This window comes from Caulobacter sp. ALps2 (assembly GCF_058681635.1).
This window is the reverse complement of sequence record NZ_CM178743.1, coordinates 4,395,147-4,416,942: the sequence shown is the minus strand read 5'-3', so window position 1 is coordinate 4,416,942 and position 21,796 is coordinate 4,395,147. Positions and strand designations below refer to the sequence as shown.

At 66.5% G+C, this 21,796-nt stretch carries 17 protein-coding genes; 14 read left to right on the top strand and 3 right to left on the bottom strand.

Annotation, left to right across the window (positions count from 1 at the left end; genetic code table 11):
• Nucleotides 1-18 precede the first annotated feature (18 nt).
• The 7 genes from ACW173_RS20820 (at nt 19) to ACW173_RS20790 (ending at nt 9,374) form a co-directional block, all read left to right on the top strand.
• Complete coding sequence (locus tag ACW173_RS20820) at nt 19-2,850, top strand: TonB-dependent receptor (RefSeq protein WP_492081968.1); 2,832 nt, start codon at nt 19-21, stop codon at nt 2,848-2,850.
• 89 nt (nt 2,851-2,939) lie between these two features.
• The gene (locus ACW173_RS20815) at nt 2,940-4,115 is read left to right on the top strand and encodes an alginate lyase family protein (protein ID WP_492081967.1); all 1,176 of its coding nucleotides are present in this window, start codon (nt 2,940-2,942) and stop codon (nt 4,113-4,115) included.
• Complete coding sequence (locus ACW173_RS20810; RefSeq protein ID WP_492081966.1) at nt 4,108-5,256, top strand: aldose epimerase family protein; 1,149 nt, start codon at nt 4,108-4,110, stop codon at nt 5,254-5,256. Before ACW173_RS20815 ends, ACW173_RS20810 begins: the two co-directional genes overlap by 8 nt.
• 120 nt (nt 5,257-5,376) lie before the next feature.
• Nucleotides 5,377-7,626, top strand: coding sequence for a TonB-dependent receptor (locus tag ACW173_RS20805; protein WP_492081965.1), 2,250 nt, complete (start codon nt 5,377-5,379; stop codon nt 7,624-7,626).
• 85 nt (nt 7,627-7,711) lie between these two features.
• Nucleotides 7,712-7,888: a hypothetical protein gene (locus ACW173_RS20800; RefSeq protein ID WP_492081964.1), complete on the top strand. Its 177-nt coding sequence runs from the start codon at nt 7,712-7,714 to the stop codon at nt 7,886-7,888.
• A complete protein-coding gene (locus ACW173_RS20795; RefSeq protein WP_492081963.1) occupies nt 7,885-8,595 on the top strand; it encodes a TetR/AcrR family transcriptional regulator in 711 nt (236 codons plus the stop codon). Before ACW173_RS20800 ends, ACW173_RS20795 begins: the two co-directional genes overlap by 4 nt.
• On the top strand, nt 8,592-9,374 hold the full coding sequence (locus ACW173_RS20790; RefSeq protein ID WP_492081962.1) for an SDR family oxidoreductase: 783 nt from the start codon (nt 8,592-8,594) through the stop codon (nt 9,372-9,374). Before ACW173_RS20795 ends, ACW173_RS20790 begins: the two co-directional genes overlap by 4 nt.
• On the opposite strand, the gene ACW173_RS20785 is transcribed toward ACW173_RS20790, so the two are convergent.
• Nucleotides 9,367-10,701, bottom strand: coding sequence for an MFS transporter (locus ACW173_RS20785; RefSeq protein WP_492081961.1), 1,335 nt, complete (start codon nt 10,699-10,701; stop codon nt 9,367-9,369). The genes ACW173_RS20790 and ACW173_RS20785 overlap by 8 nt on opposite strands.
• Nucleotides 10,702-10,898: 197 nt before the next feature.
• Here ACW173_RS20785 and cyoA point away from each other — a divergent pair, with 197 nt between their 5' ends.
• The 7 genes from cyoA to ACW173_RS20750 are packed head-to-tail and all read left to right on the top strand — an operon-like array spanning nt 10,899 to nt 17,587.
• Entirely contained in the window at nt 10,899-11,975 is a 1,077-nt protein-coding gene (gene cyoA / locus ACW173_RS20780; RefSeq protein WP_492081960.1) for a ubiquinol oxidase subunit II, read from the top strand.
• A 20-nt stretch (nt 11,976-11,995) separates the two neighbouring features.
• A complete protein-coding gene (gene cyoB / locus ACW173_RS20775; RefSeq protein ID WP_492081959.1) occupies nt 11,996-13,993 on the top strand; it encodes a cytochrome o ubiquinol oxidase subunit I in 1,998 nt (665 codons plus the stop codon).
• Nucleotides 13,993-14,619: a cytochrome o ubiquinol oxidase subunit III gene (cyoC, locus tag ACW173_RS20770; protein WP_492081958.1), complete on the top strand. Its 627-nt coding sequence runs from the start codon at nt 13,993-13,995 to the stop codon at nt 14,617-14,619. The genes cyoB and cyoC overlap by 1 nt, the downstream gene beginning before the upstream one ends.
• Nucleotides 14,616-15,011, top strand: coding sequence for a cytochrome o ubiquinol oxidase subunit IV (gene cyoD, locus ACW173_RS20765; RefSeq protein ID WP_492081957.1), 396 nt, complete (start codon nt 14,616-14,618; stop codon nt 15,009-15,011). The genes cyoC and cyoD overlap by 4 nt, the downstream gene beginning before the upstream one ends.
• Nucleotides 15,008-15,718 (top strand): SURF1 family protein, encoded by a 711-nt coding sequence (locus ACW173_RS20760; protein ID WP_492081956.1) that lies wholly within the window; start codon nt 15,008-15,010, stop codon nt 15,716-15,718. Before cyoD ends, ACW173_RS20760 begins: the two co-directional genes overlap by 4 nt.
• Nucleotides 15,715-17,064 carry an ATP-binding protein gene (locus ACW173_RS20755; protein ID WP_492081955.1) on the top strand — a complete coding sequence of 450 codons (1,350 nt, stop codon included), beginning with the start codon at nt 15,715-15,717 and terminating at the stop codon, nt 17,062-17,064. Before ACW173_RS20760 ends, ACW173_RS20755 begins: the two co-directional genes overlap by 4 nt.
• Nucleotides 17,054-17,587 (top strand): response regulator transcription factor, encoded by a 534-nt coding sequence (locus ACW173_RS20750; protein ID WP_492081954.1) that lies wholly within the window; start codon nt 17,054-17,056, stop codon nt 17,585-17,587. The genes ACW173_RS20755 and ACW173_RS20750 overlap by 11 nt, the downstream gene beginning before the upstream one ends.
• Here the strand turns inward: ACW173_RS20750 and ACW173_RS20745 are convergent.
• A complete protein-coding gene (locus tag ACW173_RS20745; protein WP_492081953.1) occupies nt 17,580-18,446 on the bottom strand; it encodes a 3-keto-disaccharide hydrolase in 867 nt (288 codons plus the stop codon). The two genes, ACW173_RS20750 and ACW173_RS20745, sit on opposite strands and share 8 nt — an antisense overlap.
• 129 nt (nt 18,447-18,575) lie before the next feature.
• Nucleotides 18,576-21,605, bottom strand: a complete 3,030-nt coding sequence (locus ACW173_RS20740) for a TonB-dependent receptor domain-containing protein (protein ID WP_492081952.1) — start codon at nt 21,603-21,605, stop codon at nt 18,576-18,578.
• Nucleotides 21,606-21,796 lie beyond the last annotated feature (191 nt).

The window sequence follows — 21,796 nt, the reverse complement described above, 5'->3', positions numbered from 1 at the left end:
TCAAGGGGAGAACCATCAATGAAATCATTGTTCTATCGCAATCTTCTGCTGACGGCCGCCATCGTGCTGCCAGCTCAGGCGCTGGCCCAGACGGCGCCGGCGGCCCCGCCCGCCGCCGCGCAGGCCGACGACACGATCGACGCGATCGTCGTCACCTCGGCCCGGGCCACCCAACGCAGCTCGATCGAGACCAAGCGGAACGCCAGCGTCATCGTCGACGGCATCGTCAACGACGAGATCGGCGCGCTGCCGGACAACTCGGTGGGCGATACGCTGGAGCGCATCACCGGCGTCACCGCCGACCGCTTCAAGGGCAACGCCAACGAACTCAGCGTCCGGGGCCTGGGTCCGGCGCTCAGCTTCTCGACCTTCAACGGCCGCGAGGTCTCGACCGCCGGTCCCGATCGGTCCGTCGCCTTCCAGCAGTTCCCGTCGGAGCTGGTCAACGGCGTGCTGGTCTATAAGAGCCAGCAGGCCGACTTCCTGGACGGCGGCATCGCCGGCGTGATCGAGCTGAAGTCGATCCGGCCGATCGACTACGGCAAGCGCCGCATCCAGATGGAAGTCCGTGGCGCCTACCTGCCCAAGGACGACGACATCCGCGGCCATAATGGCCTGGGCTATCGAGGCAACGTCTCTTACACCGACAGCTTCGACACCAAGTTCGGCGAGATGGGCGTGAGCCTGGGCTACCAGCGCCTGGATCAGGCCACGCCCGAGGACTACTACATCACCAACTCGGCCTTCGTGCCGTGCACTACCTATGCGGCGGTTCCGGGGACTTCGACGGCCAACTGCTCGAACGCCACGACCGCGCCGGCCGGCTCGACGATCGGTCCGCGTTACTTCGCCACCAGCTCGCGCACCTTCCAATCCAAGGTCACGGACGAGAAGCGCGAAGCGCTGATGGGCACGTTCCAGTGGAAGCCGACCCCCAATCTCGACGTCAGCCTGGACGGCCAGTACTCGACGCGGAAGAGCGGCGAATATCGCAACCAGCTAGCCATCACCGAGGGGCTGCGCGGCATCCAGCCGTTGGTCGTGGGCGGCGTGTCGAACGACGACAGCACCGGCGCCCTGCTGAAGTACAGCGGCAACTCGAACCTGGAGATCCAGGTCGAGGACCGTCAGCGCGACGAGAAGTACATTGGCGGCGGCGGCGCGGTGACCTGGACGCCCACGGATCGCCTGACCATCAGCGGCGACCTGTCCTATTCGCAGTCGCACCGCACCGAGCTGCAGAAGGCGACCAACATGCGTTCGCGGACGCGCGTGGCCTATACGCTGGACGGCACGACCGACGAGGTCCCCTCGGTCACTTTCACGAACTTCGACATCAACGATCCGGCCAACTTCCTGATCGGCACGCCGACCAACAACAGCAACTATGCGCGCTATCGCCTGGTCACCGACCGCTTCGACAAGATCGGCGCCGTGCGGGCCGATGTGACCTATGAGCTGGGCGACGGCTTTTTCCAGAACATCAAGGTCGGCGGCCGCCTGTCGGATCACCGCCGCACCCAAGACGCCAACAACAACAGCGATCAGGCCATCCCGGTCGCCTATGACGGCCGCACCCCGACTCAACTGGTCGCGGACGCCAACGCCAACTGCCGCGTACCATTCTCGACGTCCGATTTCATGGGCGGCAAGACGAACGTGAAGTCGTGGGCCCTGTTCGACAATGACTGCCTGTACCGCGCCTATACCGGCAAGGACAGCGTGGCGTTGCCGTCCAACGCGCCAGGACCGGAAGACTCCAACATCCGTGAGCGGATCAGCACCGCCTATGTGATGACCAACTTCCGCACCCAGCTTGGCGACACGCCGGTCTCTGGCAACGCGGGCGTCCGCTACGTCCGCACTCGCGTGCTGTCGAAGGGCTTCCGCGGCGAGCTGACCGTGACGCCGTCGATCGGCGGCGCGGCCGCGACCGTGGTCCGCACGCCGGGCACGCCGCTGCAGGAGATCGAGGGCACGGGGGGCTACGAGTATTTCTTGCCCAGCGTCAACGTCGCCTTCGACCTGACCGATGTCGTGAAGCTGCGCCTGGCCGGCTACAAGGCCCTGTCGCGCTCGGGCATCGAGGACTTCAACGTGGGCATCACGCCTGGCGTCGACGCCAACGCGACCACGGTGCAGGGCGTCCTGGCCAACAGCACCACCGGCAATCCGGATCTGAAGCCGATCCGCGGCTGGAATCTGGACGCCTCGCTGGAGTTCTACGTCAACCGCGACACCTCCTTCGCCGTCGCCACCTACTACAAGTGGTTGAAAGGCGCGGCGTTCGACGCCCAGGAGCCGCGCGAGACCAGCATCGTCGCCAACGGCCAACTGGTGACCTTCAACGCCATCGCGCCGGCCAACGACCCGGAAACCCGCGACCTTTACGGCATCGAGTTCTCGGGCAACCACGCGTTCAGCTATCTGCCGGGCGTCCTCAGCGGGTTTGGCGTGCAGGGCAGCTTCGCGATCACCGAAGCCAATTTCGAGATCCCCGATCCATCGACCGTCAGCCCCTACATGGGCGCGGCCAACCTGAACGGCCTGTCGAAATACACCGGCAACGGCTCGGTCTACTGGGAGAACGACAAGCTCTCGCTGCGCGCCTCGTATCGGTATCGTTCAGACTACTTCAAGCCCAACAGCAACACCAACCGCAGCGCCAAGGGCTCGGGATACCTGAACCTGTCGGCGTCGTATGATCTGACCAAGCAGGTGCAGCTGAAGCTCCAGGCCTTGAACGTCACCAGCACCCGCGACGTCATGTACAAGGCCGGCGAAGACTCGATCACCGAGGTCTCGGACAACGGTCCGCAGATCTACTTCGGCGCCCGACTGCGCTTCTGATCCAATCGGTCGGCGGGGCCTTCTCCAACGCCCCGCCGACCGCGACCGATCACGCCGCATCGCCGGCCTGATTTCGCTCGGAGCGTTTCATGAACCGACGTGACGTCTTTCTCGGGACCGCCCTGGCGTTGACGACGCTTGGGCGTGCGATCGCGGCGCCGCTAGACATCGCCGCGATCGACCGCGCTCGGATACTGAAGGCGGCCGACCGCTTTCTGCTCGAGGGGCCGGTGACCATCACCGCCTTCGCCGCTCCGCGCAGCCCCGGCGGTCGCCAGGATTACTATTCCGAGGCCGACTATTGGTGGCCCGATCCGGCCAACCCAAAGGGGCCGTACATCCGCAAGGACGGCTATTCCAATCCTGACAAGTTCACCGCTCACCGCGACGCGGTGATCCGGTTGGGCATGCAGCTGCCGGCGCTGGCGGCGGCCTACAAGGTGACTCGGGACGCCCGCTACGCCGAGCACGCCGAGAAGCATCTGCGGGCCTGGTTCGTCGCACCCGACACCCGGATGAACCCGAACCTGGAGCACGCCCAGGCGATCATCGGCGTGAACACGGGTAGGGGCATCGGCGTCATCGACACCCTGCACTTGGTCGAGGTCGCGCGGGCGATCTCGGAGCTCAAGGCCGCTCGACCCCTGATTGGCGTCTACGCTCCAACCACGGCCTGGTTTGGCGCCTACCTGACCTGGATGACCACCTCGGCCAACGGTGTCGCCGAGCGCGACCAGAAGAACAACCACGGCACGTGCTGGGCGCTGCAGGCGGCCGAGTTCGCGCGGCTGGCCGAGCGTCCGGCCGAGCTGGAGGTCGCGCGCGGGCGGATCAAGGCGCTTGTCCCCGGCCAGATCGCCGCCGACGGCTCTCAGCCGCTGGAACTCTCCCGCACCAAGCCTTACGGCTACAGCCTGTTCAACCTCGATGTCCTGGCCGCCTGCGCCCACGTGATGTCGACGCCTGGCGACAACCTTTGGACCTTCAAGGGGCCGTCGGAAGAAGGTTTGGGCGGCGGTTCGATCGCCGACGCCCTGGCCTACATGGCCCCGTTCATCGCCGACAAGAAGACCTGGGGAAGGCCGCCCGACGTCGAGGCCTGGGACGGCTGGCCCGTCCGTCAGCCCAGCCTGCTCTTCGGTGGCCTGGCCCTCAAGCGGCAAGACTATCTCGACCTCTGGAAACGGCTTGATGCCGATCCGACCGAGGCCGAGATCATCCGCAACTATCCGCTCCGCCAACCGGTGCTCTGGACCCATGCCTGATCTCGTCCGCCACGGAAGCCGCACGGGCGCGGCGGCGGCGCTGGTCGCCATGATCGCCGTCGCGGGCGCGGGCCACGCCGCCGAGGTCCGCCGCTTGCCGTTCGGCGAGACCAGGGCCGGCATGACCGTGGTTAAGACGGTGCTGCGCAACGACTTGGGCATGAGCGTCGCGGCCATCGACTACGGCGCCACCCTGACCGCGATCGAGACGCCCGACCGCCAGGGCAAGATCGCCAACGTCGTGCTGAACCGGCCCGACATCGGCTCGTACGAGACCAACCAGCGCCGTCATGGCGCGATCATCGGACGTTATGCCGGCCGCATCACCGACGCGCGCTTCACGCTGGACGGGGCGACCCACGCGCTCGAGGCGGGTCGCAACAACATGACCCTGCATGGCGGCTCTCAAGGCTACGACAAGCGGGTGTGGTCCAGTCAGACCGTCTCCGACCGCCGGTCGATCGGCGTCCGCTTCAGCCTGCTCAGCCCCGTCGGCGATCAAGGCTTTCCCGGCGCGCTGCGCCTGACGGTGACCTATCGCCTGATGCGCAAGTCCAACGAGCTGCGCATAGAGTACGCCGCCCGGACCAGCGCGCCGACGGTGGTCAACATCACCAATCACGCCTTCTTCAACCTAGCCGGGGCAGGGGCGGGGACCATCGCCAACCACCGGGTTTGGATCGACGCCGATCGTTATGCCGAGGTCGACGCGCGCAAGGCCCCGACCGGCAAGCTGCCTTCGGTGGCGGGCACGGTGCTGGACTTCAGGACGCCTCGGCGCATGGGCGACGTGCTGCGGCTTGAGGATCCGTTGTTGGCGTCCTCGAACGGCTTCGACCACAGCCTGGTGCTGCGCGCCGTCGTGGCGACGACGCCGCGGCTGGCCGGCTGGATCGAGGATCCCGTCAGCGGCCGGCGCATGACGGTGCTGACCACCGAGCCTTCCGTCCAATTCAACAGCGGCAATGGCTTTGACGGCGGCGAGAGCGGTTCGGAGGGCGTGGCCTATCCTCGCCACGCGGGGCTGGCCTTCGAGACGCAGCACCTGCCCGACAGCCCCAACCAGCCAGCGTTCCCCTCAACCGAGCTACGACCGGGTCGGGTGTTCAAATCGACAACGATCCTGAGGTTCACGAAATAGCGCCCTCAAATATTGACTGTCTAGTAAGTCAATATTGACACGCGCGTCAGTGTGATGCGACGGTGAACACTGTTCGCGGAATAGCGCCGAAAAGGCGCGGCCGGCGACAGGGAGGGAACCATGAAACGCATCGCCTACACGGTGTCGGCGCTGGCGCTGACCATCGCCGCGCCCGCCATCGCGCAGACCGCTTCCGCATCGACCTCGAGCACGGAGCAGGTCGACGAGATCGTCGTCACGGCCACCCGGCGCAGCGAGCGCCTGCAGGACGTGCCGCTCAGCGTCACCGCCTTCTCGCAGGCCGAGCTGACCAAGAAGGGTATCGTCAACTACGAGGGCATCGCCCGCGAAACGCCCGGTGTCGTGCTTAACCGCGCCAGCGATAACAATGTCCGTTTCACCGTCCGGGGCATCTCGACCAACGGTTGGGGCGCGGGCCTGCAGACCACCACGACGATCTATCTTGACGAGCTGCCGGTCACGACGATCGGCAATACCGTGACCCTGGATCCCAACCTCTATGACGTTGAGCGGGTCGAGTTCCTGCGTGGACCACAGGGCACGTTGTTCGGGTCCGGCTCGCTGTCGGGCGCCCTGCGGGTGCTGACCAAGAGCCCGGACCTGACCGGCCACGACTCCTCTGCCCTGGCCGATATCGGCTACACGCCCGACAGCGAAGGCTGGCGGCAACGTTACAACGCCATGGTCAACCTGCCGCTGGTCAAGGACGAGCTGGCCCTGCGGCTGGTCGGCTTCTACCGAGACGAGGACGGCTACGTCGATAACCTGGGCACCGGCGTCAAGAATGCCAACGCGCTCAAGAACTGGGGCGGTCGCGGCATCCTGCTGTGGAAGCCGAACGACCGGCTCAGCGTGCGCCTGCTGGCCTCCTACGAGGACAGCAATCCCCAGGACTCGTCGCTGACATCGCCCAACCTCGGCGATCTCAAGCGCTACAGCACGGTTCCGGACCAATATACGTCCAAGACCCAGGTCTATAACGGCACGGTCGAGTACCAGTTCGACGGCGCGCGCCTGACCAGTTCCTCGACCTATTCGGTCGCCGACAGCCTGTTCAATGTCGACCTGGCCGGCACCTTCGCGCTGGCCGTGCCATTCTATCTGTTCGACAGCTTCACCTCGAAGACCTTCGTCCAGGAGACGCGTCTGGCCTCGGACGCTGGCGGCAAGTTCGACTGGGTGGCGGGCGGCTTCTATCTGCATCGCGACACCGACCTGAACGGCGAGAACCGCTCCAACGTGGCCTTCCTGACCGCCCGTGGCCTGACGGGCCTACCGGGCGCGACCTTCTCGAAGTTCGGCAGCGACACGCGCACCTACGAGCTGGCCGGATTCGGTGAGCTGACCTACCACCTGAGCGACAAGCTCTCGGCCACCGGCGGTCTGCGTTACGGCAAGTACGGCGGCGAGGTCGACACCAACGCCGGCTTCAACTCGGCCTATTTCACCTACGCGCTGCTGAACCTGTCCGGGCCGTTGGCCCTGACGCCAAGTGCCGCGGCGACGACCAAGTATCCCTCGGCCTCGAAGGCGTCGTGGAAGGCCAGCCTGACCTACAAGCCATCACGCGATCTGACGACCTACGCCACGGCCTCCACCGGTTACCGCACGCCCGTCTACAACGCCCGCGCCGGCAGCGTCAGCACCGTTACGCCCACCGACCTGATCATCCCGGCGGGCGCGGGCTCGGACAATCTGACCAACTATGAAGTCGGCCTGAAGGGCCGTTTCCTCGATGGCCGGCTGACCGCAGCCTTGGCGGCCTACTACATCGACTGGAAGAACATCCAGGTGCAGGCCAACCGCCAGTCGGACTCGATCCAGTTCGCGACCAATGTCGGCCGCGCGGCCAGCAAGGGTATCGAGGCCGAGGTCAGTTTCACTCCGGTCAAAGGTGTCCTGCTGGGGGTCAACGGTTCACTGAACGATGCGAAAGTTACCGAGCTGACGACGTCGGAAGCCACCATCTCCGGCGCGGTGGATGGCGCGCGCCTGGCGTCGCCGCACGTGCAGGGCTCATTCTTCGGGACCTTCACCTACGCCCTGAAGGACCAGGCCCAGGGTTTCACCAGCTTTCAGGTCCAGCACGTGGGATCGTTTCCGAACGGCTTCCCCAACACGCCAGGCAAGGCCGGGATCCAGAGCCCGCTCTACGGCCATACCGACCGCTACACCTATGTGAACCTGCAGACAGGGGCGCGGTTCGGGCGGACCACGGTCACGGTCTATGGCGAGAACCTCGGCAACAGCCGGGCCACGACCTACATCCATCCAGAAGCCTTTGTGTACAGTCGCTTCGCCGTCCTGCGGCCGCGCACCTTCGGCGTTCGTGTAGGCTACAACCTGTGATGCGGCCCTGGGCCAGCCTTGTCCTGGCCGGCGCCGCGCTCGCGGCGGCGCGCCGCTGGGCGGCGGCCAGGCGGAGCCGCGCGCCATGCTGAACCACTGGGTCTCGTTCGTCCGAACCGGCATTCCGGCCGCGCCGGGCGAGACGGCGTGGCCGCGCTTCGCAGCCAAGGAGCGCGGCTACCTCGACATCGGCTTCTCGACCTACCCGTCGCACGGGCGCATTGACGCCTCGGACACGAACCGGCAACCAGGGGCGCGATGAGCATCGATCAGACCCAAGACCCCAAGGCTCCCCGCCCCAGGAACCACAAGGCGCGCGCGCGCGAGCAGTCGATCGAGCGGATCCTGGACGCCGCCGAGCAGTTGTTCGCCGAGTTCGGCTATCATGGCGTCACCCTGAAGGACGTCGCCGCGCGGATCGGGGTCAGCTCAACGCTGATCCACTACCATTTCAACGGCAAGGAAAGCCTGTTCGAGGCCGTTTGGGCGCGGCGGGCGCCGATCTCGGCCCGCAATCGCCTGGAGGCGATGCGGCGCTATGCCGAGGCGGTGGGCGACAAGGTCACCGTCGAGGGGGCGCTGCACGCCTGGATCGACACCGACCTGAACGTCCAGATTCACGACACCGAGCAGTGGCTGGCCTTCGGTCAGATCAGCGCCCAGGCCAACAGCGCCGCTGGCTGGGGCGCGGAGAAGATGGGCAAGTACTTCAACCCCGTCGTCCTGGCGCTGATCGATCTGCTGAAGAAGGCGATGCCCGACTGCGACGAGGCGACGATCTTCTGGGGCTATCACTTCGTCTCGGGAGCCATGACCCACAACATGGCCCGCACTGGACGGCTGGACGAGTTGTCCCATGGCCTGTGCTCGTCCAACGATTTCGAGTCCATCCGTCAGCACATGGCGACCTTCATGGCCGCGGGCTTCAAGGCGATTTGCCAGTGTCCGCATACGGAAAGCGCGACATGACCAAGACCCTGGGCGGCTTGTTCGACCTAACCGGCCGCGTGGCGATCGTCACCGGCGGCTCACGCGGGCTGGGCCTGCAGATCGCCAGCGCGCTCGGCGAGTACGGCGCGGCGCTGGCCCTGGTGGCTCGCAAGCAGGGCGAACTCGACGCCGCCGTCGCCGAACTGGCGGCCATCGGCATTCAGGCACAAGGTTTCGCCGCCGACCTGGGGGAGCCGGGCGCCGCCGCGCGCCTGACCGAGCGGGTGCTGGCCCACTACGGCCGTATCGACATCCTGGTGAACAACGCCGGCACGGTCTGGGGCGCGCCCGCCGAGGACTTTCCGCTGGAGGGCTGGAACAAGGTCATCGACCTGAATGTCACCGGCTTGTTCCTGCTGACCCAGGCCGTGGCGCGCGAGGCGTTCTTGAAGCAGGGCAAGGGCGCGGTGGTCAATGTCGCGTCGATCGAGGGGCTGCTAGGCCACCATCCAGACCAACTGGGCACCATCGCCTACAACACCGCCAAGGGCGCGGTGGTCAACATGACCCGGGCCCTGGCCGCGGAGTGGGGACCGCGCAACATCCGCGTCAACGCCGTGGCGCCGGGCTACTTCCCGTCGAAGATGACAGCCGTCACCATCGGCGAACACGGCGAGCGGATGCTGCGCGACACGCCACTTGGCAAACTGGGTGGCGAGACCGACCTGATGGGGCCGGCTCTGCTGCTGGCCTCCGACGCCGGCGGTCACATGACCGGTCAGATCCTGGTGGTCGACGGCGGGGCGACGATTATTTGAGCGCCTTTCGCTGGCGATTGCGGTCGAGGGTCAGGGCGATCAGGGTCGCGATCGAGCCCGAGGCCAGGTACAGGCCGATGGCCGGCAGGCCCCATAGCGAGGCCAGCCCCAGAGCGGCCAGCGGCGCGAAGCCCGCGCCGATCAGCCACGACAGGTCCGAGGTCACGGCCGCGCCGGTGTAGCGATAGCGCTTGGAGAAACGCGAGCTGACCGTGCCGGCCGCCTGGCCGAACGACAGGCCCAGGATGGCGAAGCCGATCACGACATAGAGGGTCTGGCCCACCGAGCCGCCGTCGAGCAGGCGCGGGGCCAGCAGGCTGAAGCCGCCGATCAGCAGGGCCGACAAAGCGAGCTGGTTCTGGCGGTTGATGCGGTCGGCGATCCAGCCCGAGGCCAGGATGCCCAGGACGCCGACCGCGGCGCCAACCAGCTCGATGCGCAGGAAGGTCAGGGCCTGGCCGCTGTCGTGCAGCGCCACCCACGACAGCGGGAAGACGGTGACCAGGTGGAACATGGCGAAGGTGGCCAGCGGCGCGAACATGCCGATGAGCACGTTGCCGCCCTCGGCCCGCAGCAGCGAGGCGATGGGAGCGGGGCGGAGCTCGCGCTTCTCGAACAGGGCGCCGTATTCCTCGGTGGCGACGATGCGCAAGCGAGCGAACAGGGCCACGACATTGATCGCGAAGGCCGCGAAGAAGGGATAACGCCAGCCCCAGTCCAGGAAGTCGGCCGACCCGAGACTGGCGACGAAATAGGCGAACAGGCCGCTGGCCAGCATGAAGCCGAATGGCGCGCCCAGCTGCGGGATCATGGCGTACCAGCCGCGCTTGTTCTCGGGCGCGTTCAGGGCCAGCAGCGATGACAGGCCGTCCCAGGCGCCGGCCAACGCCAGGCCCTGGCCGATGCGGAAGGTCGCCAGGGCCCAGATGGCCAGGGGACCGGCGACCGCATAGCCTGGCAGGAAGCTCATGGCCGCGGTCGAGCCGCCCAGCAGGAAGAGGGCGACCGTCAGCTTGGCTCCGCGGCCGAAGCGTCGGTCGATCATGCCGAAGATCACCGAACCGATCGGGCGGGCGATGAAGGCCAGAGCGAAGATCGCGAAGGCGTACATGACGCCGGTCAGACGATCGACGAACGGGAAGAACAGCTGCGGGAACACCAGCACCGAGGCGATGGCGTAGACGAAGAAGTCGAAGAATTCCGAGGTGCGACCTATGACCACGCCCAGGGCGATCTCGCCCGATCGGACGCCGTGGGAATCCGCATGCATCCGGCGCGCGTCGCGCTCCAAACCGGACGAGGTGGGTACTGTGAACTCTTGAGCCATGAACTGACGCGCCTATTCCTCGTTTCCGTCCCAACTTCCAACTGTCGCGCCGCTTGGATGGCGGTCTGGAGGCGAGCATGGGGCCAAGGGACGCGATCTGGCAAACGCCTTTGCGACGCTTCCGCTCCGGCCATACGGCCGACCTAGGACAAACGGTCCAATGTCGCGCGCCGCGACCTTGGCCTATCGGCCGCCGAATGCGTCCGAAACTCCTTCCGTCGCCCCGTATCCTGGCGAAGCTTACCTCGCTGCCCATCCTCCTTGCGCTGGGCGGCTGCGACTGGGTGGTGATGAACCCGTCCGGCGACATCGCCGTGCAGCAGCGCGACCTGATCATTGTCGCCACCGTGCTGATGCTGCTGATCATCGTGCCGGTGATCGCCTTGACCCTGTTTTTCGCCTGGAAATACCGGCGCTCGAACGAGGAGGCCGAGTACGATCCCGACTGGCACCACTCCACGCGCCTGGAGATCGTGATCTGGGCCGCGCCGCTGGTGATCATCACCATCCTGGGCGCGGTGACCTGGACCAGCACGCACCTGCTGGACCCGTATCGCCCTCTGGATCGCCTGGCGCCAGGCCGCAGCGCCGAGGGCGTCAAGCCGCTGAAGGTCCAGGTCGTGGCCCTCGATTGGAAATGGCTGTTCATCTATCCGGAACTGGGCGTCGCCACGGTCAATGAGCTGGCCGCGCCGGTCGACACGCCGATCGACTTCCAGCTGACCAGTTCGTCGGTGATGAACTCGTTCTACGTGCCCGCCCTGGCCGGCCAGATTTACGCCATGCCTGGCATGACCACCCAGCTGCACGCGGTGATCAACAAGCCCGGGACCTTCGACGGCTTCTCGGCCAATTTCAGCGGCGAGGGCTTCTCGCACATGCGCTTCAAGTTCCACGGCATGGGCCGCGCGGACTTCGAGCGCTGGGCCGCCGGCGTCCGCGAGGGCGATCAGCGCCTGGACGGCGCGCGCTACCTCGTCCTTGAAAAGCCTAGCGAAAAATCTCCGGTGCAGCGCTTCGCGTCAGTCGACGCGGGCCTGTTCGACAAGGCCGTCAACCGCTGTGTCGAGCCGGGCAAGATGTGCCAGCACGACATGATGCGCATCGACGCCAAAGGCGGCCTGGGCATGGCCGGCGTCTACAACGTCACCACCCTCGAATACGACAAGCGTGTGCGCCGGGGCCAGTTGGGCGGCCAGGAGGGCGGCCTGCGAGCCTTCGTCGCCGCGCTCTGCGCCCCCCAAGTGGCCCCGAAGCCCGCCGAAGCGCGCTGAGCCAAGGTTAGAGACCCAGTATGTCCCCGGACCTCGTCAAATTCATCTTCGGCCGTCTCACCTGGGACGCCATTCCGCTGCACGAGCCCATCCTGCTGGGCACGTTCGTCGTGGTCGCCCTGGGCGGCCTGGCGACCCTGGCCCTGCTGACCCGCTACAAGCTGTGGGGCTATCTGTGGCGCGAGTGGCTGACCAGCGTCGATCATAAGAAGATCGGGGTGATGTACATCATCCTGGCGATCATCATGCTGCTGCGCGGCTTCGCCGACGCCCTGATGATGCGGGCCCAGCAGGCGATGGCGTTCGGCGACAACGCCGGCTACCTGCCGTCGCACCACTACGACCAGATCTTCACCGCCCACGGCGTGATCATGATCTTCTTCGTGGCCATGCCGCTGGTCACCGGCCTGATGAACCTGGCCGTGCCGCTGCAGATCGGCGCGCGCGACGTGGCTTTTCCGTTCCTGAACAACTTCAGCTTCTGGATGACGGTGGGCGGGGCTGTGACGGTGATGCTGTCGCTGTTCGTCGGCGAGTTCGCCCGCACCGGCTGGCTGGCTTATCCGCCGCTATCGAACCTGGCCTACAGTCCGGATGTCGGGGTCGACTACTATATCTGGGCGCTACAGATAGCCGGGGTAGGGACCACGCTGTCGGGCATCAACCTGGTCGTGACCATCATCAAGATGCGCGCGCCGGGCATGAGCCTGATGAAGATGCCGGTCTTCACCTGGACCTCGCTGTGCACCAACGTCCTGATCGTGGCGACCTTCCCGATCCTGACCGCCACCCTGGCCCTGCTGACCGCCGACCGGTACCTGTATACGAACTTCTTCACGAACGACTTCGGGGGCAACCCGATGATGTACGTGAACCTGATCTGGATCTGGGGTCACCCGGAGGTCTACATCCTGATCCTGCCGGCCTTCGGCGTGTTCTCCGAAGTGGTCTCGACCTTCTGCGGCAAGCGCCTGTTCGGCTACAGCTCGATGGTCTACGCGACGGTGGTCATCACCATCCTGTCGTACCTGGTGTGGCTGCACCACTTCTTCACGATGGGCTCGGGCGCGAGCGTGAACTCGTTCTTCGGGATCACGACGATGATCATCTCGATCCCGACCGGGGCCAAGATCTTCAACTGGCTGTTCACGATGTACCGCGGCCGCATCCGGTTCGAGGCGCCGATGCTGTGGACGCTGGGCTTCATGGTCACCTTCGTGATCGGCGGCATGACCGGCGTGCTGCTGGCCGTCCCGCCCGCCGACTTCGTCCTGCACAACAGCCTGTTCCTGATCGCCCACTTCCACAACGTGATCATCGGCGGCGTGGTGTTCGGCATGTTCGCCGGCATCACCTACTGGTTCCCCAAGGCCTTCGGCTTCAAGCTGGATCCGTTCTGGGGCAAGGTCTCGTTCTGGTGCTGGCTGGTCGGCTTCTGGGTCGCTTTCACGCCGCTGTACGTGTTGGGCCTGATGGGGGTGACGCGCCGCGTCAGCCACTTCGAGGATCCCACCTTGCAGATCTGGTTCGTGATCGCCGCCATGGGCGCGGTGATCATCCTCGGCGGCATCGTCGCTTTCATCGTCCAGATCGTCGTCAGCATCCGCAATCGCGAGGCCCTGCGCGACGAGACTGGCGATCCCTGGGGAGGCCGGACGCTGGAGTGGTCGACTTCGTCGCCGCCGCCGGCCTACAATTTCGCCTTCACGCCGGTCGTCCATCAGCTGGACGCCTGGTGGGACATGAAGGCGCGTGGCTATGAGCGCCCGACGACCGGCTACATCCCGATCCACATGCCGGCCAATACCGGCGCGGGCGTGATCCTGGCCGGGATCAGCACGGTGCTGGGCTTCGCGCTCATCTGGCGCATCTGGTGGCTGGCGGCGCTGTCGTTCGTCGCTCTGGTGGTCACGGCCATCGTCCACACCTTCAACTTCAAGCGCGATTACTACATCCCCGCCGAGGACGTCGTCCGCGTCGAGGACGCGCGCACCGAAGCCCTGCGGAGTCTGACCTGATGGCCGCTCAAGCCCATGCCCTGACCGAGGCGGACAAGAACCGCTTCCACATGACCGAGGAGCACCATCCGGAGAACGGGACCCTGCTGGGGTTCTGGATCTACCTGATGAGCGACTGCCTGATCTTCGCGGTATTGTTCGCCACCTATGCCGTGCTGGGCCGAAATTACGCGGCCGGCCCGTCTGGCGCGGACCTGTTTGACCTGCCGCTGGTCGCCGTGAACACCGGTTTGCTGCTGTTCTCGTCGATCACCTACGGCTTCGCGATGCTGTCGGCCCAGGCCGGCCGCAAGTCGTCGACTTTGATCTGGCTGGCGATCACCGGCCTGTTCGGCGCCGGCTTCCTGTCGCTGGAGCTCTACGAGTTCGCCCATCTGATCCACGAGGGGGCGGGGCCGCAGCGCAGCGCCTTCCTGTCATCGTTCTTCACGCTGGTCGGCACGCACGGCCTGCACGTGACGTTCGGCATCCTGTGGCTGATCACCCTGATGATCCAGGTCGCCCAGCGCGGCCTCGACGAGGCCGTGAAGCGCCGGCTGATGTGCCTGTCGATGTTCTGGCACTTCCTGGACGTCATCTGGATCGGCGTCTTCTCGTTCGTCTACCTGCTGGGATCGCTGAAATGACCGCCGCTGGCCACGACACGCACCATGCTCCGGGCGCCCACGAGGGCCACGGCCACGACGCCGGCCACGGCTCGCTGAAGGACTACGTCATCGGCTTCGTGCTGGCGGCGGTCCTGACGGCCATCCCGTTCTGGCTGGTCATGGGCCACGTCCTGCCGACCGCCCAGATGACCGCCGTGGCGGTGATGGGGCTGGCGGTGGTCCAGGTGCTGGTCCACATGATCTATTTCCTGCACATGAACTCGCGTTCGGAAGGCGGATGGACCCTGCTGGCCCTGATGTTCACCCTGATCCTGGTGGTGATCACGCTGAGCGGCTCGCTGTGGGTGATGCACAACCTCAACACCCACATGATGCCGCTCGACGCGCACGACATGAAGCAGATGCCGTGACCACGGGAAGGCGCGCACGGTCGATCGCCCTGATCGGGCTGTGCGCCGCCTTCTCCTTGGTTTTCGTGTTGCTCGGCGGCTGGCAGGTCCAGCGCCGGGCGTGGAAACTGGATCTGATCGCACGTGTCGAGCGGCGCATCCATGCCCAGCCCGTTCCCGCGCCGGCGCCGAGCGCCTGGTCCGAGGATCAGATCTATCGCCGGGTGCGTCTCTCCGGCGTCTTCGATCATCGCCAACAAACCCTGGTCCAGGCCGTCACCGAGAAGGGCCCCGGTTTCTGGGTCCTAACGCCGCTGAAGACCGATCGCGGCTTCACCGTGCTGGTCAATCGCGGCTTCGTGCCGGCCGAGCGCAAGGGCGCGGCTTCACACCCCGCCGGTACCGTTACGATGGTCGGCCTGCTGCGGGCGACCGAGCCCAAGGGCGGTTTCCTGCGTCAGAACCAGCCGGGGAAGGGGCGGTGGTATTCCCGGGACGTCGCGGCCATCGCGTCCGCGCGCGGTCTGCCCGATGTCGCGCCGTATTTCGTGGACGCCGACGCCACGCCCAATCCGGGCGGCTGGCCTTTAGGGGGTCTTACGGTCGTGCGTTTCCCCAACAGCCATCTTATCTACGCCCTGACCTGGTTCGGCCTGGCCCTGCTGACGAGCGGCGCCGGCGTCTATGTCGCGCATGACGCGCGGAGGAACCCAGAAGGAGCTTCATGAGCCCGACCGCCAGCATCCTGTTCTCCGGCGTGGCGGGCTGGCTCTCGGGCGCGCGGGCGGCGGACAACGCCAGCGGTCCGGCCGACGCCATCGCCCGCCAGAACATGCTGCAGCTGATCCACCTGCGCTGGATCGCGGTGCTAGGCCAGGTGGTCACCATCCTGGCGGTGCATTTCAGCCTGGGCTTCCGTCTGCCTCTGGCCGCCATGATGCTGGTGCTGGTCGCGCTGGTGGCGTTGAACCTGTTCAGCCTGGCGCGCCTGAAACGATCGACGCCGCTGGGCCGCTACGATCTCTTCCTGGCCCTGGCGCTGGACGCCCTGGCCCTGACCGTTCAGCTGTATCTGAGCGGCGGCGCGACCAACCCGTTCACCACCCTCTACCTGCTACACGTGATCCTGGGCGCGGTGCTGCTGGAGGCCTGGGCGACCTGGGCGATCGTGGCCCTGACCAGTTTCTGCTTCGTCATGCTGGTGGCCTTCGACCGGCCGATCGTCGCCACCGGGCTCAGCGATCAGACCTTTTTCGATCTGTTTCTGATGGGGATGCTGGTCGGCATCGTGCTGGACGCGGTGCTGCTGGTGACCTTCGTGGCCCGCATCAACGCCAATCTACGCCGGCATGACGCGCGTCTGGCCGAGCTGCGCCAGCGGGCCGCCGAGGAGACCCACATCGTCCGCATGGGCCTTTTGGCCTCCGGCGCCGCGCACGAGCTGGGCACGCCGCTGGCGACCCTGGACGTGATCCTGGGCGACTGGCGGCGCATGCCGGTCTTCGCCAGCCAGCCAGACCTGGCCCAGGAGCTTGAGGACATGCGCGGCGAGGTTCGACGCTGCAAGACCATCGTCACCGGCGTCCTGCAGTCGGCCGGCGAGGCGCGAGGCGGCGAGGTGCGGGCCAGCACCCTGCGGGCCTTCATGGACGAGGTCGTCGCCGACTGGCGCGCGACCCGCAACGGCGAGGCCCTGGTCTACGACACCGACCTGATCGCCCCGACCCCGATCGTCGCGGAATCCACCCTGAAGCAGGTGATCCACAACGTGCTCGACAACGCCCTGGACGCTTCACCGGCCGCCGTGCGGCTGTGGGCGGGCGTGCGCGAGGATCGGCTGCTGATCGAGGTCGAGGACGACGGACCTGGCTTCACCGCCGAGACGCTGGCCAACTTCGGCACGCCGTACAACTCCACCAAGGGCCAGGCCGGCGGCGGGCTCGGGCTTTTCCTAGTCGTCAATGTCCTGCGCAAGCTGGGTGGTCGCGCCGAGGCCGAGAACCTGGCCGAGGGCGGGGCCCGCGTGGTGCTGGACCTGCCGCTGTCGTCCCTGGAGATCAGCCGTGCCGACTGACCGCAAGCTGATCATCATCGAGGACGACGAGAAGTTCGCCGCGACTCTGAAGCGCTCCTTCGAGCGGCGCGACTACGAGGTCGTCCATGCGCGCGGCCTGGACGAGGCGATGGCGGCGCTGGCGACCTTCGCGCCGCGGTACGCGGTGGTCGACCTCAAGCTGGCCGGCGAGTCCGGCCTCGCCTGCGTGCGCGCCTTGGCCGAGCGCGATCCAGCCATGCTGATCGTGGTGCTGACGGGCTTCGCCAGCATCGCCACGGCCGTCGAGGCCATCAAGCTGGGCGCCCGCCACTACCTGGCCAAGCCCTCCAACACCGACGACATCGAGGCGGCTTTCCACAAGGGGGACGGCGATGTCGACGCCGCCATCGGCGAGCGGGCGACCTCGATCAAGAACCTGGAATGGGAGCGGATCCATCAGACCCTGGTCGAGGCCGACTTCAACATCTCCGAGACCGCACGACGCCTCGGCATGCACCGCCGGACCCTGGCCCGGAAGCTGGAGAAGCGCCGGATTACCTGATCTTCGGCAGGGCGGTGATCGGCTCCAGAACGATGTCGCGGAAGAAGGTCTCGGCGCCTTCCGACTGCAGCTGGATCGCGCCGTGGGTCAGGGGCTGGTCGCCGGCCGTGAGGTCCCGGACCTCCAGCACCGGCACACCGTTGACCACGTGCACGGCCCGGTCGCCCAGGACGTAAAGGTCCAGGGTGTTCCATTCGCCGGCCGGCTTCTCGGCGTCGCCATAGGCCTCGACGTTCCAGTCGGGCGTGCCGCCCTTGGCGGTGACGGCGCGGCCGGTTGGGGCAAAGCGCAGGTTGGGCTTGATCAGGGACGGATCGTCGACGGCGTTGGTGACGACCGAGATGGCCTCGCCGACGGGGACGACCATGCCGATCGAGCCGGTCATGATCTCGAACTCGACAGCCTGGCTCCAGGTGCCCCAGACCACGCCCGGCGCGCCATGCGAGTGGTAGAGCAGGCCGTTGTTGGGGGCCTGGGCCTCGCGCGGCGCCCAGCGGCCCTGGCCCCACTTGTACTGCAGGCGCAGATGATAGTCCTTGAAGTCGCCTTTGTGGACCAAGCTGCCCCAGGTCTTGCCGTTGACGTAGAGGGCGGGGCGGCCGTCTTCCCGCACCACCTTGAAGATCTCGGCGCTCTGGACCGTGGCGCCGATCGGGGTCACGGGCGGGCGCTTGTAGGTCAGGGCGGGATCGGCATAGCCCAGCCAGGCGTCCCAGTCCTTCAAGTCCTTGCCGTTGAACAGCGAGACTGCCGGTCCAGTGGCCCTGGGAATGTCGCTCAAGGTCAGGGCAGGGCGTGGATCGGCGAGGGCGGGCGCGGCGACGGCTAGCGTCAGGGTGAAGGCCAGGGTCTTGAGCATGTGTCCTCGCACTCGGGTTTCGAGCGCAACCTAGCTGGCAGCGCTGTCACGGCAAGGTTCCCGTGGTCGTAAGTCGGGCAAGAAAAATGGCGGGCGACACGAGGCCGCCCGCCAGGCGCGAGGTGGAACTTAGAACGCCTTCTTGACGCCGATCTCGATGGTTCGGCCCAGCGGGTTGCCGGTCCACGGGTCGTAGCCGAACTCTTCCTGGGCCGGCGGCGGGTCGCGATCGAAGATGTTGGCGACCGTCGCGGTCAGGGCCATGTCGTCGCCCAATTGGATGCGATAGGTGAAATCGGTCGTGATCCAGTTCTCGCCTTTCTCGCCGTACTGCACGCCGACCCGTTCGTCCTGGACGGCCGAGACGAAGTTGACGCCCAGGCGGAAGTTCTGGCGGCCCAGGCCGTAGTTGACGCCGAGGTTGGCGCGCCACTTGGGCGCGGCCTGGGCGAAGGTGGCGAAGTTCAGCGTGCCCAGGCGATCATCGCCGGTCGAGATCGTCACGCCGTCCAGGGTGGTCGCGCCGGTCTTCAGCTCGGTGACGCGGGTCGCCGTGACATTGATGTCCAGGTCGCCGGGACCCAGCGGCAGGCCGTACTTGGCCTGGATGTCGAACCCCTTGGTCGTCTGACCTGGGCCGTTGCCATAGCGGGTGGAGACGGCCGAGAAGCTCCCGACGCCGCTCATGCCCACCGTGCAGCCATTGTTGAAGGTGATGCGGGCCAGCAGGGGCTGCTTGGTCGCGTCGCAGGTGGTGATCGTGCCGCCAGCGCCGTTGAACACCAGGCTGGCGATCTGGTTCGGGTCGGCGACCTGGCCGATCTGGTCCCGCGTCTTGATGTCGAAATAGTCGACGATCAGGCGGAAGTCATGATCGTCGGCGAAGCCTCGGCTCTGCCAGATCGCGCCGATATTGCTGGTCCTGGCGGTCTCGGGCTTGAGGTTGGCGTCGGTGATGAACTGGGCCGCCAGCCAGTTGCTGGCCGCGACGGTGTAGGTGCGCGCGGCCACCGTGATGGCGCCCGGCGTCACGCCCAGCGGCGGCGTCTGGTAGTTGGTGCCGTACGAGGCGCGGAAGGTCAGCGGCCCCCAGACGTTCCACTTGCCCGACACCTTGTAGACCGTGGCGCCCAGGTCGTTGGAGAAACGCTCGCGGCGCGCGGCCAGCTGGATGTCGACGGTCGAGAACAGCGGCACCTGCAGCTCGCCGAATAGAGAGTACTGGCTCTGCTCCGCCTGGCTGGGCAGGGTCGGTGCGAACAGCACGAACGGCCCCGGCGCGTCCGGCGTGCAGCCCCGGAAGTTGGCGCTGGTCGTCGCGGTGGGCGTGGGGCTGAGATTGCCCGAGCCGGCGCCGTTGGCGCTGGTGGTGTTGCTGGGCCACTCGCACTGGATCGAGCCGTTGTTGAAAGCGCTGGGCACGTTCACGCGGTTGGCCAGCGAGCGGTACTGAGCGCCCAGCGCCCAGCCGATTTCGCCGCCCGGCAGCTTGATCCCCGAGCGGCCGTTGAACACCAGGTCGGCCGTGAAGTTGTGGCTCAGGGTCTCGACCGCGCGCGGGTCGAACATCCACAGCGCCAGGTCCTCGGGGTTCTCCTTGCCCGCGACGTAGTTGGGATTGGCCAGGCCCCGGACGGGCTGGCCCTTGAACGAACTGGAGAAGGGGTTCCAGTATTGGCAGCCGTTCTTGCCGGCGGCGGCAGCGTTCTGGGTGCCGAAGCGGCTGGGATCCAGGTCCGCGGCCTGGCAGCTGGGCCCGCCGAAGCCGTTCAGAGCCTCTTGAAGGCGGTAGCCGATGGTGTCGGCGTGGGTGTTGTAGTTGTAGGCGTCGTTGTAGGTCAGGGCGAAGTCGTAGCCGACCTGCTTGGCGAATGGCGCCATATCTCCCAGGTCGCCGGTCAGTCCGGCCGAGATCCGCCAGACCTTGTTGTCGATGCGATCGGCCACGCCGAAGCCGTCGCCGCCGGAGTAATAGGGGTTACCCCCGTGGCCGAACAGCCGGTAGGTGATCGGCGTGAAGCCCGACGCGCCGACGATGCCGTTCTTGGCGGCGAACTCGGCCGCGAACGGGTTGCTAATCGGCACATAGAACTGGTTGACGGCGCCGGTCGTCAGGGCCGGACCCCGCGATACCGGCTGGGCCGGCGAGCCCATCACCTGCGGCAGGTTCACCCGGCCGTAGGACGCGTCCATGTGGAACTTCATGCTGTCGGTGATCTGCGCCTTTAACTGAGCGTAGAGCCGATAGGTGTCCTGGTTCTCCACCAGCCGGTAGTACGGGATGTAGTTGTAGGCGCAGGTGAAGGCGTTGTCGTAGCGACCGCCGACGGCCGCGCAGCTGGCGGGCGTGAAGTCCGAGACGATGCCGCCCAGGGCCGGCCCCCATTCGCCCACATCGGTGGCGCTGGGCGTGGCGGGCAGGGCGCCGCGCGGCTGCCAGCCGGTCAGGTTGGTCAGGGTTGACCACGGCGCGGGGTTGTAGCCGGTCACCGGGTTCAGCGACGGCTCGGTGAACTTTCGCTCCAGGGTGTTCAGGCGCGAGCGGTGCTCGTACTCGGCCGAGACCAGCAGGTTGACGCGATCCGCGCCGACGCCGCCCATCACGCCGACCGAATAGTCGCCCTTCGAGCCCTTGATGTGCTTGTACTGGGCCTGGGCCTGCACGCCGACGAAATGGTCCAGGGTGATGAAGTTGACGACGCCGCCGGTGGCGTCCGCGCCGTAGATCACCGCCGCGCCGTCCTTTAGCACCTCGGTGCGGGCCAGGGCGATCGACGGGATGTTGGCGGTGTTCTGGTTCATCCGCCGCCCATTCAGCAGGGTCAGCGTCTTGTCCGCCCCCAGGCCGCGCAGATTGTAGTTCACCGAGCCGACCAGCGCCGGGCCACCGAAATAGTACGACTCGCCCGTGGTCGGGCCCGAGATCGTCAGGCTCTTGGCGAATTCCAGCGCCGTCGGCGAGCCCTGCTTTTCCAGATCCTGTTGCGAATAGACCTCGACGGGGAGGGCGGCGTCCAGCGCCGAGCCCCGGATGTTGGAGCCGGTGACGACGATCTCTTCGACTTGGGTGCTTTGGTCCTGAGCCCAGGCCGGTGCGCCCAAGCCCGTGATCCCGATCAGCAGCGCGACGCCCGACGCGCCGTATAGCCCGATTTTCATGTGGCGAACCCTCCCGTTGAATGAGTCTCTTAACGCTCATTCTCACAAGAGTGAGTGTTGTAGCATTGCCGTTACCGCGTCAATGATCATTGTTCGGCCATCTGGTCGTAGGCCCCGGATGGGGTGGCGCCGCTAAGGGAACGATTGACAGGAGCGCCCCGCGCCCCGACTACGCGGCGCACGGAAAGACC

Bases quoted from the DNA above. Each gene is read 5' to 3' on its own strand.
- ACW173_RS20820 (WP_492081968.1), top strand. From the start codon at position 19: ATGAAATCATTGTTCTATCGCAATCTTCTGCTGACGGCCGCCATCGTG.
- ACW173_RS20815 (WP_492081967.1), top strand. From the start codon at position 2,940: ATGAACCGACGTGACGTCTTTCTCGGGACCGCCCTGGCGTTGACGACG.
- ACW173_RS20810 (WP_492081966.1), top strand. From the start codon at position 4,108: ATGCCTGATCTCGTCCGCCACGGAAGCCGCACGGGCGCGGCGGCGGCG.
- ACW173_RS20805 (WP_492081965.1), top strand. From the start codon at position 5,377: ATGAAACGCATCGCCTACACGGTGTCGGCGCTGGCGCTGACCATCGCC.
- ACW173_RS20800 (WP_492081964.1), top strand. From the start codon at position 7,712: ATGCTGAACCACTGGGTCTCGTTCGTCCGAACCGGCATTCCGGCCGCG.
- ACW173_RS20795 (WP_492081963.1), top strand. From the start codon at position 7,885: ATGAGCATCGATCAGACCCAAGACCCCAAGGCTCCCCGCCCCAGGAAC.
- ACW173_RS20790 (WP_492081962.1), top strand. From the start codon at position 8,592: ATGACCAAGACCCTGGGCGGCTTGTTCGACCTAACCGGCCGCGTGGCG.
- ACW173_RS20785 (WP_492081961.1), bottom strand. From the start codon at position 10,701: ATGGCTCAAGAGTTCACAGTACCCACCTCGTCCGGTTTGGAGCGCGAC.
- cyoA (WP_492081960.1), top strand. From the start codon at position 10,899: ATGCGTCCGAAACTCCTTCCGTCGCCCCGTATCCTGGCGAAGCTTACC.
- cyoB (WP_492081959.1), top strand. From the start codon at position 11,996: ATGTCCCCGGACCTCGTCAAATTCATCTTCGGCCGTCTCACCTGGGAC.
- cyoC (WP_492081958.1), top strand. From the start codon at position 13,993: ATGGCCGCTCAAGCCCATGCCCTGACCGAGGCGGACAAGAACCGCTTC.
- cyoD (WP_492081957.1), top strand. From the start codon at position 14,616: ATGACCGCCGCTGGCCACGACACGCACCATGCTCCGGGCGCCCACGAG.
- ACW173_RS20755 (WP_492081955.1), top strand. From the start codon at position 15,715: ATGAGCCCGACCGCCAGCATCCTGTTCTCCGGCGTGGCGGGCTGGCTC.
- ACW173_RS20745 (WP_492081953.1), bottom strand. From the start codon at position 18,446: ATGCTCAAGACCCTGGCCTTCACCCTGACGCTAGCCGTCGCCGCGCCC.
- ACW173_RS20740 (WP_492081952.1), bottom strand. From the start codon at position 21,605: ATGAAAATCGGGCTATACGGCGCGTCGGGCGTCGCGCTGCTGATCGGG.